Source organism: Sphingobacterium bovistauri, from assembly GCF_020295405.1.
Taxonomy (GTDB): Bacteria; Bacteroidota; Bacteroidia; order Sphingobacteriales; family Sphingobacteriaceae; genus Sphingobacterium; species Sphingobacterium bovistauri.
Genome location: NZ_JADEYP010000001.1, coordinates 40065 through 55288 on the forward strand (window position 1 = coordinate 40065; position 15224 = coordinate 55288).

13 protein-coding genes are annotated in these 15224 nt (G+C 32.7%); 6 read left to right on the top strand and 7 right to left on the bottom strand.

All coding sequences use genetic code 11. The annotated features are described in order from the left end of the window. Complete coding sequence (gene fucP, locus IPZ78_RS00150) at positions 1 to 1251, bottom strand: L-fucose:H+ symporter permease (protein ID WP_225550851.1); 1251 nt, start codon at positions 1249 to 1251, stop codon at positions 1 to 3. 145 nt (positions 1252 to 1396) lie between these two features. Here fucP and IPZ78_RS00155 point away from each other — a divergent pair, with 145 nt between their 5' ends. Both IPZ78_RS00155 and IPZ78_RS00160 read left to right on the top strand, forming a co-directional pair. Then, on the top strand, positions 1397 to 2239 hold the full coding sequence (locus tag IPZ78_RS00155) for an AraC family transcriptional regulator (RefSeq protein WP_225550853.1): 843 nt from the start codon (positions 1397 to 1399) through the stop codon (positions 2237 to 2239). A gap of 587 nt (positions 2240 to 2826) precedes the next feature. Next, positions 2827 to 4245 carry a family 43 glycosylhydrolase gene (locus tag IPZ78_RS00160; protein WP_225550855.1) on the top strand — a complete coding sequence of 473 codons (1419 nt, stop codon included), beginning with the start codon at positions 2827 to 2829 and terminating at the stop codon, positions 4243 to 4245. Between the two features lie 78 nt (positions 4246 to 4323). Here the strand turns inward: IPZ78_RS00160 and IPZ78_RS00165 are convergent, their stop codons facing one another. Genes IPZ78_RS00165 through IPZ78_RS00180 form a run of 4 tightly spaced genes read right to left on the bottom strand, consistent with a single transcriptional unit; the run spans position 4324 to position 8766 of the window. Beyond that, complete coding sequence (locus tag IPZ78_RS00165) at positions 4324 to 5601, bottom strand: M16 family metallopeptidase (protein WP_225550857.1); 1278 nt, start codon at positions 5599 to 5601, stop codon at positions 4324 to 4326. Further along, complete coding sequence (locus IPZ78_RS00170; protein WP_225550859.1) at positions 5591 to 6844, bottom strand: M16 family metallopeptidase; 1254 nt, start codon at positions 6842 to 6844, stop codon at positions 5591 to 5593. The genes IPZ78_RS00165 and IPZ78_RS00170 overlap by 11 nt, the downstream gene beginning before the upstream one ends. Before the next feature lie 13 nt (positions 6845 to 6857). Further along, positions 6858 to 7754: an oxygen-dependent coproporphyrinogen oxidase gene (gene hemF / locus IPZ78_RS00175; RefSeq protein ID WP_225550862.1), complete on the bottom strand. Its 897-nt coding sequence runs from the start codon at positions 7752 to 7754 to the stop codon at positions 6858 to 6860. Position 7755: 1 nt separating this feature from the next. Next, positions 7756 to 8766, bottom strand: a complete 1011-nt coding sequence (locus IPZ78_RS00180) for an NAD(P)H-dependent glycerol-3-phosphate dehydrogenase (RefSeq protein WP_225550864.1) — start codon at positions 8764 to 8766, stop codon at positions 7756 to 7758. Between the two features lie 118 nt (positions 8767 to 8884). Here IPZ78_RS00180 and IPZ78_RS00185 point away from each other — a divergent pair, with 118 nt between their 5' ends. Next, entirely contained in the window at positions 8885 to 9478 is a 594-nt protein-coding gene (locus tag IPZ78_RS00185) for a sugar O-acetyltransferase (RefSeq protein ID WP_225550866.1), read from the top strand. 284 nt (positions 9479 to 9762) lie between these two features. Here the strand turns inward: IPZ78_RS00185 and IPZ78_RS00190 are convergent, their stop codons facing one another. After that, positions 9763 to 10425, bottom strand: a complete 663-nt coding sequence (locus IPZ78_RS00190) for a hypothetical protein (protein WP_225550868.1) — start codon at positions 10423 to 10425, stop codon at positions 9763 to 9765. Between the two features lie 74 nt (positions 10426 to 10499). Continuing rightward, positions 10500 to 11108, bottom strand: a complete 609-nt coding sequence (locus IPZ78_RS00195) for a WbqC family protein (RefSeq protein WP_225550871.1) — start codon at positions 11106 to 11108, stop codon at positions 10500 to 10502. A gap of 80 nt (positions 11109 to 11188) precedes the next feature. On the opposite strand from IPZ78_RS00195, the gene IPZ78_RS00200 reads away from it, so the two are divergent. The 3 genes from IPZ78_RS00200 to ligA all read left to right on the top strand — a co-directional run bounded on the left by IPZ78_RS00200 (position 11189) and on the right by ligA (position 15221). Next, positions 11189 to 12058, top strand: a complete 870-nt coding sequence (locus IPZ78_RS00200) for a lysophospholipid acyltransferase family protein (RefSeq protein WP_225550873.1) — start codon at positions 11189 to 11191, stop codon at positions 12056 to 12058. Beyond that, complete coding sequence (locus IPZ78_RS00205; protein ID WP_394371225.1) at positions 12031 to 13083, top strand: glycosyltransferase family 2 protein; 1053 nt, start codon at positions 12031 to 12033, stop codon at positions 13081 to 13083. The genes IPZ78_RS00200 and IPZ78_RS00205 overlap by 28 nt, the downstream gene beginning before the upstream one ends. Before the next feature lie 116 nt (positions 13084 to 13199). Further along, complete coding sequence (gene ligA, locus IPZ78_RS00210; protein WP_225550874.1) at positions 13200 to 15221, top strand: NAD-dependent DNA ligase LigA; 2022 nt, start codon at positions 13200 to 13202, stop codon at positions 15219 to 15221. Positions 15222 to 15224 lie beyond the last annotated feature (3 nt).

Consider the following 15224-nt stretch of genomic DNA (forward strand, 5'->3'; position numbering starts at 1 on the left):
TTAATTGTTAATAGATTGTACACTTCGAGTTTTATATCCAAATATTAATACCACCAAAAAACAAACCAATACTACAGAATAAGAATAATGAATATTATGAGTAGAATCTGTAATCATACTTGCTATGGGAGGAATAATAGCTCCTCCTACAATTGACATAATGATAAAACTTGAAGCAGATTTAGTATCCCTTCCTACACCTTGTATACCAATAGCAAAAATAGTTGGGAACATAATAGACATAAAAAATGTAATACCAATCAACGCGTATAATGTAATCATACCCTGTCCGAAAATAACGACCAAACTTAATAAAATAGAGAAGATACTGTATAACATCAAGAGTTTGTAGGGCGCTATATATCGCATAAAAAACGTACCTATGAATCTCCCGATCATAAACAATAATCCAGCAAGACCTGCATAGTATTTCGCATCTTGGCCAGCCATCTTCAGCGCATCTTCAGCAAAAACTAATAAAAAGCTAAATACATAAACTTGTGCTCCTACATAAAAGAACTGAGCAACAATCCCCCATCTCACATTCATATGTCTCAAACTTGAGAAAAAACCTTCATTAGAATCTTCTGACTCTTCATCTTTAATATCAGGAAGCCTAGTAAAAAAGAACAAAACGGTAACCAACAATATAATCAGTCCCAAAACCATATAAGGTCCCTTTACAAGGGCTGTTTCAGCTTGAATATAGGCCTCCTTTGCAACTTCACTCATATTAGCCAATTCATCAGCTGATTTTGGTTCCTCCGCTAATATAAATATACCTCCTACAATTGGCGCTAATGAAGCTGCTAATCCATTAAAAGATTGCGCAAAATTCAATCGTTGAGTAGCTTTAGCAGGATCTCCCAGGACCGTGATATAGGGATTTGCCGCCGTTTCGAGAATTGTCAAACCACATGACAGAATAAACAATGCTGCTAAGAAAAATTCATAACTAACAGTATTTGCTGCGGGAATAAATAAAAAACACCCTAACGCAAAAAGACACAAACCAACAAGTATACCAGCTTTATATCCAAATTTCTTCATAATAATACCTGCAGGTATTGCCAATAAGAAATAAGCAATAAAAACGGAAGAATCTACCATCGATGCTTGTAAGTGTGTTAAACTAAAAGCACTTCGTAAATGCTTAATCAATATAGGATCGAGATTATGAATAAACCCCCAAAAGAAGAATAAGGATGTTATTAAAATAATAGCAAATGTATACTTGTCTTTCTTTGTCATAATTGGTGTATTATTATTAATATAAATTTAGATTTATTTATTCATTTCAATATAAACCAATTTACCTAAAATATAAACTATATTACCCAAAAAATACATATATTTAAACTAGATAGGAATATTCTACTATTAAAGATTCGGTTATATGAGAAAATTGAGCCTTACAGATAACTTCAAAAAATGTCTCCATACACGGAGAGATACATACCCACAACACCACAACTTATGGCATTATCATGAAGAAGTTGAATTTATTTATTTAGCCAAAGGAACAGGCACTTTATTCGTAGGAGATTGTATCCAAACTGTAGCTGAAAATAGTGCTGTATTAATCGGTTCAAACTTACCTCATTATTGGTTATTTGATAATGATTATTTAAATGAATACAACCCTATCGATTGTTTAGTTGTTCACTTTAAACCTAATTTTTTGGGTGATGTATTTCATCAATTAGATGAAACCAAAACTTTGCAGGAAATAATTTCAAACTCTGAAAAGGGGATTTATTTAGAAAATTGCTCCGAGGAATTCGCTAAATTATTTCAACGAATAATTATTGAATCCGATATTTTGAAGATTACTAAATTAATTGAGTCGCTCATTGCATTCCATAGTTGTAGCCCAGTATATTTAGCAAGTGATAGTTATGAAATTTACAATCATTCACTTGACACGAAGAGAATGAATGAAGTCATTAGTTATATAAAAGATAATTATAGGGAAAAAGTTGACTTAGAAGATTTAGCTAATCTAGCTAAAATGACAAAGAATTCATTTTGCCGCTATTTCAAACAAAAAACTGGTAAAACGCCAATTCAATTTGTTAGCGAACTAAGGGTTTCACATGCATGTCGACTGTTACGTTCTTCAGAAATGAACCTAAAAGAGATTTGTTATGAAAGTGGATTTAACAACTTTGTGAATTTTCACAAAATATTCAAAGCTATAATTAAAACAAGTCCTATTCAATACAAAAAGTCAAATTAATGTTTAAGAATATATTTATGCTAAGGGCTTGACATTCCTATTTTCATAGCATGGACTTTACCACACATTTTGTCTATTGATATAATACTAAATCAACACCAAAGGTGCAACAGGACATTTCAATTGTAATAAAATCGCTCCTAGTGAGGATGATTTAGAAGGCTTTGGATCTAATTTATTATATACTTATTTCTGGACCGGGACCTATGTCTTCAATAGTTTGGAAAGTATAATAAACCTGTTATTCTATGAGATAGACCAAATCCCATAGCTCATGATATAACATTAGTAGAGGGGCTATTTCTAGACCCAGCATGTAAACCATTTATTAAGAGCCTATTTATTTGAAGGGCTAAATATAAACGAAGGTCGTGGTACATAAAATTCATTTCCACAATTTAGAGCACCTTGGATTGACGAGGATGAACTATTTGATTACTCCCTGTTTAATTTATTAACAGAAATATAACCCATATTCTATTTACACCTTCCTGTACAATCCTGTTCTTAATTATTTTAAATGAATAATATAAATAAATATATTTATCAATTATTAATCACTTGAAACCAATTATAAACCTTACCCCATGGAAAGCATTTTTACTAAAGCAATCTATATAATTGTGTTATTTACATATATAAATTTCACTCCTTACAATTGTATTGCACAACAAATGACCCAATATGATGCCATTAATTCTGGAGTGAGTTGGATAGATAATCAAGGGAAGGCTGTAAGTGCTAGAGGTGCCTGTATTGTAAAAGATCGGGACAAATACTATTTATTTGGAGAGTATAAAACAGACTCTGCTAATGTATTTAATGGATTTGCTTGTTATTCTTCCAAAGATCTATACAATTGGACATTCGAACGTATGGCACTACCAGTGCAAGTATCAGGGAAATTGGGTAAAAAAAGAGTTGGAGAACGTCCAAAAGTAATGCGCTCAACTCATACAGGTGAATATGTAATGTATATGCATGTTGATTCACTAAATTATAAAGATCAATTCGTTGGTTACGCTACTTCAAAATCAATAACTGGTCCATACACATACCAAGGTGCATTATTATATAATGATAATCCAATTAAGAAATGGGATTTGGGTTCCTTTCAAGATGATAATGGCGATGGATATATTCTGATTCACGGAGGTGAGATCTATAAATTAAACGATGATTACAAAAGTGTAAAATCAAAGATAAATGAGAAAATAGCCTCGGGATTTGAATCTCCGACTATGTTAAAGAAGGATAATTTATATTATTTCTTAGGTTCAAACTTGACAAGCTGGGAGCGTAATGACAATTATTATTACACCTCACCATCTCTGTCAGGGCCTTGGACAAAACAAGGGTATTTTGCTCCTCAAGGTTCAAATACATGGAACTCGCAATGCACATTCGTGCTACCTATCAAAGGTGATAAGACAACTACCTATATGTATATGGGAGATAGATGGTCCTTTCCAAAACAAAATTCAGCAGCAACATATGTATGGCAACCCTTAAAATTCAACGGCAATCAATTATCCATGCCTAAATATGTAGAATCATGGGAAATAGATTTGAATTCTGGAATTCATAAAGAAATTGCAGCTTCTAAATATCATTCTACTACAAATTCAAATAGTGATATAAAATTTAATGGTTCCTGGCAAAAAATAAATGATGAAGGTACGTATTCAAATATAAAAGGAGATAAATTAATAATCCCATTTAATGGACAAAGGATAAAAATATATGGTGCCTCAAATTTAAACAGTGGATATGCAAAATTTTCATTATTTGATGGACGCGGAAATTTACTTTATGAGAATATTGTAGATATGTATGCGTTGGCAAACCATGTGGAATTAAAATACATTAGCCCAATACTAAGTAAAGAAGATTACGAATTAATAATTGAAGTCATGGGTGAAGGAGGAATATGGTCTGATAAACGCAGAAATGGTTATGGAAGCAAGGGAAACAATGTAACAATAAGTGGTTTTAAAATCTTATAAAACGATTATTAATAGATGAATATAAAAACGGTTTAAAATTAAACCGTTTTTATAGTTATGGTCAATCGGAATAAAAAGCTACGCCTTTCCGACAACAACTTTAAATAATTTATCGTAATCTAAATATCGTATAGCAATATCTTGAACTTGATCGCTATCTATATTCTTAAGAACCTCAGAATAAGAGTTGTAATAATCAGAAGTTAAACCAGAAAAGTAGACCGATTTAAATTTATCTACATGAGAAAATATGCTTTCTAAACTTCCCAAAAGCATTCCCTGCATATAATTGCGAACCAATGAAATATCCTCTTCAGAGGTTTTTTCTTGTCTTAAAATCTCAATCTCCTTTTGAATTTCAGAAAGTGTTTGCTTTGTTACATCAACACCGACTTCCGAAGCAATTGTTACAAATCCAGTATGCTTCAAGTTACCAATATATGAACCAATACTATAAGTAAACCCCTTTTCCTCACGTATATTCTTCATTAAACGGGAACCAAAAAAACCACCAAAAAGTGTATTAACAAATTGTAAAGCCGGGAAATCGGGATGGGTTCTATTAATGGTTAATCCTCCTAATCGAATAGCAGATTGTAAAACTTCTGGTTTTTCCTTTACCACCAAATCAGAAGAATACGCTGAAAAAACCAAATTATTATTTTTATCCAAAACCTCTGTATTTTGCCATTCTTCTCCAAAGAAAATTGTAATCATTGATTGAATCGAGGCATCTACTTTACCTGCTATAAACAAGTTACAGTTTGAAGGTTGAATCTGTTTTCTATATAATGATATGATTTCTTGTTGTTTAATAGAATCATATATAGATTCAGTAGGCAATGTACCATAACGAGTATCTTTTAATACTTCTTTATAGAATTCACGTCTAGCTAATACATCGTTCTTTTGTAATGAAATCTGCAAAGATTGTTTATTATTACGAATAAGCGTGTCCAACTCGACTTGCGGAATGATTGAATTTTGAAGAATATCTTTCAGAATTGGTAAAACCTTTCCTACATATTTATGCATAGTATAAACAGTCAGTGAAGTATGATCAAAACTGTATTCGGGCATTAAATACGCACCATAAAAATCAATCGTATCCGCTATTTCTTTGGATGTCAATTCAATCGTCCCCTCTTTAAGCATAGAAGATAGTATGGGATTCAGAATAGCTTGATTTTCTTTTAATAAAATATTATCGAAAGTGAATTCGAATTTAATTAAGTCCAAATCAGACGTATTAAAAATAAATGCCTTCAAACCATTCGCAAACTCTAAACGCTCTGGCTCTACTAGTGTGAAGCTTTTTATAGTTTTAAATGTCGGTGCTGTAGTTCTATCCAACATGCTCTCTAGTTTTTGATTTATAATACAATGTTGATGAATTTTCTTTTGTTAGCAACTCAATTGAGACACGATGAATATCCTCAGGAGTAACCAAATTATATTTATTTACCTCATGATTGTAATCTTCTGCTTTATTTAACATTTCGAAAAAAGCTAGATTCATCGCCTTATCCAAAATAGATAATTCAGCAAAAAGCATGGTAGATTCTATTTTATTTTTTACTTTTTGTAATTCTTCTTCTTGAATTAATTCAGATTTTAACTTTTCTAATTCATTCCAAATATATTTTTCAGCTTCTTCTAAAGATACATTTTCCAATGGCTTACCTTCGACGACAAATAAATTTGTATCTATACTTCCCATCATATATGCATTTATTTCACTAAATAACTGATTCTCTTTCACTAGAGAACGATATAATCTGGAGGATGAACCTCTAGATAATAAGTCTGAAATTAAGTCTGTTGTATAGTAGTCTGGCGATAGTCTATCTGCACCATGAAAAGCAATATAAATCGCGTCAACAGGCACATCAGATTCTACCCACTCTTTACGTGCTTCTGTTTGTTTAGCATCTTGTGGTATATTTCGCTCAAAAGAATTTCCAGATGGAATATCACTAAACCATTTTTCAGAAAGTACTTTCACTTCATCCAAAGTGACGTCTCCGGCTACCACCATAATGGCATTTTGAGGTGTGTAGAATTTTTGAAAAAAAGCTTTAACATCTTCCATTTTGGCATCTTCAATATGTTGTAACTCTTTACCGATAGTAGCCCAGCGATAAGGATGTTTTTTATATGCCAATGGACGTAGTTTCAGCCACACATCTCCATAAGGTTGATTAAGATATCGCTGTTTGAACTCCTCGCAAACCACCTGACGTTGAACCTCTAAACTTTGATCAGTAAAAGCTAAACTTAACATACGATCACTTTCTAACCAAAAAGCTGTTTCCAAATTATTAGAAGGCAACGTGATGTAATAATTGGTTATATCGTTACTCGTAAAAGCATTGTTCTCACCTCCTACAGATTGCAATGGTGCATCATAATTTGGAATATTTATTGAACCACCAAACATCAAATGCTCAAACAAATGAGCAAACCCTGTTTTTTCAGGAGATTCATCTCTAGCTCCTACTTTATATAATATATTGACTACCGCCATGGCTGTAGTGTGGTCTTCATGTACTAAGACCGTCAAACCATTATCTAGCTTGAAACGATTAAAATTTATCATTAATAATTGATAATTATACCCACTGAATATTTTTCTTCAGTAAATCCAAAGTTTTTTGTTCTTCTGAACCTTCTTCAGCTTTATAATCATAAAACCAATTTGCTTGCGCAGGAAGACTCATCAATATTGACTCAATACGACCATTAGTCTCCAACCCAAATTTAGTTCCTGAATCGTACACTAAATTAAACTCAACATATCGCCCACGTCTTAGCAGTTGCCAATCCTTTTCTTGAGAAGTAAATTCCTGCTCACGATGTCTATTGACTAATTCTATATATGTTGGCGCAAAGGTTCTACCTAAATCACAGGAGAAATCAAAAATTTGTTCATAGGACATCCCTGTTTTTTCAGGGGTCAATTTATCATAAAAAACCCCACCAATACCACGTGTTTCATTACGATGTTTAATAAAGAAATAATTGTCTGCCCAAGTTTTAAATTCTTGATAGAAAGTATCACTGTGTTTGTCACAGACATTCTTCATTTGCTGATGAAAGAATTTAGCATCTTCTTCCACCACATAATGTGGTGTTAAATCTATACCACCACCGAACCAACGAATTTGATCATTTAACTCAAAATATCTAATATTCATGTGAATAATTGGAACGTGAGGATTATTAGGATGTATGACTATAGATACACCTGTTGCAAAGAATTCATCTTCGGTTACGCCAAAAGCCTTTTTAATAGGTTCAGGCAATTTTCCATGCACCGCTGAAAAATTAACACCTCCTTTTTCTAATACGTTACCATTTTGAATGATGCGTGTTCTACCACCACCACCGCCTTCACGATCCCAAACTTCCTCTTGAAATTTTGCCTTTCCATCCAAATTTTCAAGAGCATAAGTTATTTCGTTTTGAATTTCTTTATATGCTTCTGCTATTTGTTCTTTAGTTATCATTTTATGATAATTTCTTTGCTAATGTATTTACCTCCTTGGGTGCAGGACTATTGTTGTACAAAATTTGATACACCATATTACAAATAGGCATATCAAGTTCATATCTTGCAATAATACCTTGGATACAGTTTGATGCATAATATCCTTCAGCCACCATATTCATTTCTAACTGAGCGGACTTAACGCTATAACCTTTACCGATCATATTTCCGAAAGTTCTATTACGACTAAATTGAGAATAGGCTGTCACCAATAAATCACCCAAATAGGCTGAGGCATTAATATCTCGTGATGTAGAGTCAATGGTTTCCACGAAATATTCCATTTCACGAATAGCATTTGATACCAATACAGCTTGAAAATTATCCCCAAAGCCTAAGCCATGACAAATACCACCAGCAAGCGCATAAATATTTTTCAATACAGCACCATATTCAATACCCAATATATCATCTGAAATGATTGTATTAATATATCGACTTCGATAGAATCCAGCAACCATCTCCGCCTTTTTTAAATCATTACATCCAAAAGTTAAATATGATAATTTTTCTTGAGATACTTCCTCTGCATGACATGGCCCCCCCACTACAAGTATATTTTCCAATGGAATGCCGTACGTCTGGGTTAGATACTCCCCTACGATCTGATTTTCATCTGGAATGATACCCTTGATAGCTGAAACAATTATTTTACCATCAAAATCATCCGAAGTCAATTCTTTTAAAGCATCCTTTAAATAAGCCGCAGGGGTATTTAAAATAATAATTTCACTATTATTTACAATATATTTAACATCTGATGATATATTTTCAAACGGCATTTTGATCTCAACAGCAGTCAGATAGCTTGGATTATGTTTGTAGGATTGAATATATTCGATGTCTTCATCTTTCCTTACCCACCAGTAAACTTCCTTGTCTGATTGATTATCAGTTAGCATCTTAATCATAGCTGTTGCCCAGCTACCGCTTCCTATGACACCAATCTTATTTGAAACGTGTTTATCCATACTTTTTCGATTGTCCAAAGATACTTAATATATACGTATAGCAGATTCTTTACTTAAATTAATGGAATAAATATGACTTTAAGTATATTCAATGATTATTTGACATAACTAGTGTACAATGACCGAAAAAGAGAAAATGATTGCAGGGAAGCCATATTTTGCATCGGATAGAGAACTTCAAAAAAGCAGATTGGAGGCACAAAGATCCTGTCATCGATACAATCAAATCGACCCGAAGAATTACAAAGAAAGAAAAGCACTTATTAGAGGTTTATTTGCTATGACTGATACTTTATTTTGTGTAGAACAACCCTTTTATTGCGATTATGGTTTCAATATTACTATTGGAAATAATTTCTTTTCCAATTATCATTTGACAATATTGGATTGTGCACCTGTCACTATAGGAGAAAATGTCATGTTTGGACCTAATGTTGCAATTTATACAGCAGGACATCCGATACATGCAGAAACAAGAAACACAGGATTAGAATATGCATTACCCGTTACAATAGGAAACAATGTCTGGATAGGTGGCAATACTGTCATTAATCCCAATGTATCTATAGGAGAAAATACAGTAATTGGCTCAGGATCAGTTGTCACTAAAGACATACCATCTAATGTTATAGCTGTAGGAAATCCATGCAAAGTGCTCCGTGAAATAACGGAGGAAGATAAAAAATACTATTTTAAAAATTTTACAGTATAAAAAAACCCTATGCGGGAGCATAGGGTTTACCAAACCAATTATTAACCTAAATATGAAATTATTGAAAATTTTATATTCATGTAAATCTAAACAAAATATGTGCCAATAATCATTTCATTTAAAAATAAATTAAAATAAAAAAACCCCTAAAGCGGAGAGCTATAGGGGTTACCAAACCAATTATTAACCTAAATATGAAATTATGAATTTAAATTTCTTATATATAACGCACGCAAATCGTTATTAGTATTTTAAGTTAAATAATTTAACACATTTTTAACACTCTAGGGATTTGTAGTCGGCGTAATAATATCCACAACTTTTTCACTTAAACGAGTAATATCTGATTTAAGTCCAAAAAGAATTGTTAATGCATGAAATGGCCTTTGTTGAATCTTTGTAAAATGCCCCATGTACCCTACCTCTCCTCCTAAAAAAAAAGATTTGAATTTATAGTCTGCACCTAATCCTACTTTTGCCCCAACAGCAAAATTACTATCATACTTAATATTTACTATAGACTCGATCTGTTGGGCACGCGGTTCGTTAACTAAGCCAAAACTTGGACCTGCATAGACATATGTATTTAATCTTTTCATTTGTTTACGTGTACCAGCCGCTAAACTGAGCATGTAAATACTTGCATTACCGTTTTTTATAGTATGATTATATGTAGGATCATCAATCTTTTGATCAAAATCGAATTTGAAAGTATAAATTGCTGGATATACATAATATTTGGAATTCTTAAGTGAAATATCCAGCCCCATACTGCCTGCAAAAAGCTTTGGCGACAATACTTCTTTTGTCTTACCAATAGGCAAAGCCAAACCTGTGCCAGCAAAATAATAGACTTTACGATAATGAATCGTATCGGCACCCTTTTGAGCAAAACAAATTTGAACAAAAAAAACGAAGCTAAATAGCAGTAAAATATTTTTAACCATAGAAACTTTTAGGAGTAATTATTTTATAACAATAAATAATCCTAAAAGTTTTATTTCGGAGTTTGAAATATGAATTACAAATAATTTTTACTTTGTGGCCCTTGATTAAAGATTAAATCAATGACACTTACGTCAGGAATAAATCCATTTCTATCTTCAAAAATTTGATAATAGGGTTTTGGATTCATAAATGCAGATTCCTTTTTGGGATGAATAGAATTTCTAAAATCAGGAACATCATAAGACTTCTCAAAAGAATCTGTAAATGATATGGTTCGCTTTAATTTCAAGCATTTTAGAATGAGCTCTAGCTGGGCTATATTGAAGTCAAACAAAAACTCATACTTCTGCTCATATAAAGCTTTAAAATCATCTTCATAATATTCAAAATACGGTGAGCTACGGTAAGCTGTTTGTATACTAGACCAATGTAAGCGTTGCCAATCATGGTCGTAACTGATTTTTACACCTTGCATTGCAACACGCTCTTTACGCCCATGCTGAATTGGGATAAATAATTCCAAAATACCATTGGCTGTGGCAATCTTTGTACGATTACGATAGGTTTGCTTTTGAAAATTCTCATATTTATCAATTTTAATTTCCCCTTCATTTTGTGCAATAGCATGAAAATAAGAAACCGGAGGAAGATAAATCGCTGATAAAATGATTGAATTTGACATATTTACACTTACTTATTAATATTTAGCGCAAAAATAAGTTAATTTGAGGATATTTGTAGTATTAAAAACAAGTTAGATTAATGAGCAAAAGTATCCTTAAATTTTTATTCTGGAGTGTATCCTTATTACCCCATGGTATTTTGTATCTCCTTTCGGATGCTTTGTATATTTTGATTTATTATGTATTTGGCTACCGCAAAAAAGTAGTTTTAAAGAATCTAAGAAAATCTTTTCCTGAAAAATCAGAACAAGAAATTAAATCGATAGCTAAGATATTCTATAAAAAATTTCCTGATCTAATTGTTGAAGCTATTAAAATGGCGAGCATCTCAGAAGAAGAGGTGAAAAAACGTGTTGAATTAATCAATCCCGAAGAAATAAATCGTCATCTTGATGCGGGTCGTGGCATTATTTGCGTAACATCTCATTATAGTAATTGGGAAATGGGAATCCATCGATTATCATTTATGACTGAATATCCAAAATTAGTCATTTACAAACCTTTGAATAATAAAAACTTTAACGAAGTGTTTAATAATATAAGGACTAGATTTGGGGCTCAAATGGTACCTATGAAACAAATACTTAGACATATAGTAAAGCTCAAAAACCAGCCATACTTTAGTGTTTTTGTTGCAGATCAAACTCCTGTATATCAAGATTCAGATTATTATTTAACTTTTTTAAATCAAGAAACTTTAGTGTATACTGGAGCAGAGCGTATCGCAAAATTGACTAATAACCCGATTGTTTTCTGTGAGATAATACCCAAAGAAAAAAGAGGCTACTATTATTCAAAATTCACGACTTTGGTTGAAGATCCTTCTAAACATGAACCTTATGAGATTACACACATTCATAATAAATATACAGAGGACTTAATACGCAAAAATCCACCATACTGGTTATGGACACACAATAGATGGAAAAGACAACGAAGAACAAATTAATGATGAATTATCCAAAAGTATCTGTTGTTATTTTAAATTGGAATGGAAAGTATTTTTTAGAGAAATTTTTGCCATCAGTTTACAATAGTACATATCCTAATATTGAATTTGTAGTTGGGGACAATGCTTCAACTGATGACTCATTGTCTTTTGTGAAAGAAAACTACCCTCTTGTTCGTATCATTCAAAACGACCTAAATTATGGTTTTGCAGGTGGATACAATAAAGTTTTGGAACAAGTAGAAGCTGATTATTACATCTTGTTAAACTCTGATGTAGAAGTCACTATAAATTGGATAGAACCCGTCATTGAAATGATGGAGAAAAACCATTATGCAGCAGCACAACCAAAGATTCGCGCTTATCATAAGAAAACACACTTTGAGCACGCTGGAGCTGCCGGCGGCTATATGGATGTATTTGGTTACCCATTCTGCCGTGGTCGCATATTACACACCGTAGAAGAAGATAAAGGTCAATATGATGATGAACAGGAAGTTTTCTGGGCTACTGGAGCTGCATTGTTTGTTCGATCGTCCGCTTGGAAAGAAATGCAAGGGTTTGATGCTGATTTTTTTGCGCATATGGAAGAAATCGACTTTTGTTGGAGACTTAAAAAATCAGGTTATAAAATTGGTTATTGCCCATCGAGTTTGGTCTATCATGTAGGTGGTGGAACACTCAATACGAGCAATCCTAAAAAGACATACCTAAATTTCAGAAATAATCTATTTATGCTGCAAAAGAATCTTGGCTTTACAGATTCCATTGCTATTATTTTTATTAGATTTTGGCTAGATTTATTAGCGTTAATTCATTTTATAGTGCAGGGCAAATATAAAGATGCTTGGGCTGTAAGTTGTGCTCATCAAGATTTTTTCATTAATTTCTTTAAAAACGCCAAAAAGCGTAAAAAATATTTGATTCAAGAGAATAAAAAGGGATTTTATAAAAAATCCATTATTTGGGATTTTTATATGAATAAAATTCAAAAATTCTCAGACTTATCAGCAAATAATTTCTAACAACACTCAAATCTTAGAACGACTGTTTTTGACACTATTGACCTGGTTGGTATGGTTTCTAAAATATTGGTTTCTAAATTATTTTAAGCATTATAAATTCACTAATTTAGTCGCGTATGTCCCAAGATATTCAAGCAAAAATCGAACAATTAACAGTAGAATTAAACGAATATAATTATCAATATTATGTGTTGGCAAACCCTGTGATTTCGGATTTTGATTTTGATGTAAAAATCAAAGAACTTGAAAAACTAGAAAATGAATTCCCACAATATAAAGATCCCAATTCACCTACTCTTAAAGTAGGTGGTGACATTACAAGCAAATTCAAAACAGTACAACATCGCTGGCCAATGCTCTCCTTGAGCAATACCTACAATGAACAAGAACTACGTGATTTTGACAATCGTGTTCAGAAAGCTATTGGACACCCCGTTGAATATGTCTGTGAGTTAAAGTTTGATGGACTTTCAATATCATTGACTTATGAAAATGGAAAACTATCTCAAGGAATTACGCGTGGTGATGGCGTACAGGGTGATGATGTCACACAAAATGTAAAAACCATACGTAAAATACCACACCAGCTAAAGGATGCCGACTTCCCAGAATTATTTGAGATCAGAGGCGAAATCTTCATGCACAAATCTGCGTTCATACGTTTAAATAAAGAGCGAGAAGAGAATGGTGAGCAAACTTATGCAAATCCACGAAACTTCGCATCTGGCACTATAAAATTGCAGGATTCATCCGAAGTTGCTAAACGACCTTTGGATTGTTTCCTATACTTTCTATATCTAGATAATAGAAATAAATTATTTTCTACACATTGGGAAAGTTTAAACAAAGTGAAAAATTGGGGATTTCCAGTTTCTGAACATAGTAAACTTTGCACTACGATTAATGATGTATTAAATTTCATTCATCATTGGGACACAGCACGTCACGATTTATCATATGATATTGATGGGATAGTGATAAAAGTAAATGATTACTCTTACCAGGAGGAATTAGGATTCACTGCGAAATCACCACGTTGGGCTACTTCTTTCAAATTTAAAGCAGAACGTGTTGAAACCACATTAAAAAGCGTTACTTATCAAGTAGGACGTACAGGTGCAGTTACACCCGTAGCTAACTTAAAGCCTGTTTTACTAGCAGGAACGACCGTAAAAAGAGCTTCTTTACACAATGCTAATGAAATCGAACGTCTTGATTTGTATGAAGGTGATACTGTATATGTAGAAAAAGGTGGTGAAATAATTCCAAAAATAATTGCTGTGTATACAGAAAAGAGACTTGCGAATTCTTCACATATCCTCTATCCTACCTCATGTCCAGAATGTGGTACTGAATTAATTCGTCAAGAAGGGGAAGCTGTACATTACTGTCCGAATGAAAATGGTTGCAAGCCTCAGATAGTTGGTAAAATACAACATTATATCGGTCGAAAAATGATGGATATTCAGGGGCTTGGTGATGAGACCATTGAGACATTATTTCGTATGAATTTAGTACGACATGTTTCGGACTTATATACGTTACATGAAAAGCGAGATCAATTGGTTCATATTGAAAGATTTGGACAGAAATCTATTGACAATATGCTAAATGGTATCGAAGAATCAAAAGTAAAGCCTTTCGAAAAAGTTCTATTTGCCTTAGGTATACGTCACGTCGGAGAAACTGTTGCAAAAAAATTGGCTATTCATTTTAAAACTTTAGAAAATATAAAGTCAGCTTCCATTGAAGATATTGCAGCTGTACAAGATATAGGTATTCGAATAGCAGAAAGTCTATTTGCGTATTTGCACGATCAGGCAAATTTGGAAGAATTAAATAAACTAGAAATTCAAGGCTTGAATTTCGAAATTGAGGAAAAAGAAGTTGTATTAGCTGGTAATGGATTATCTGGTAAAACCTTTTTAATATCCGGTGTATTTGTCGACTATTCACGTGAGCAATTAACGGAATTAATAGAATCACATGGTGGAAAAATGATAAGTAGCATCTCTGCTAAATTAAACTATTTGGTCGCAGGTGATAAAATGGGACCTTCCAAATTAGCTAAAGCAGAGAAATTAAACGTTCCTATTATTTCAGAACAGGAACTATTAAATATGATTAATCAAGAATAAATA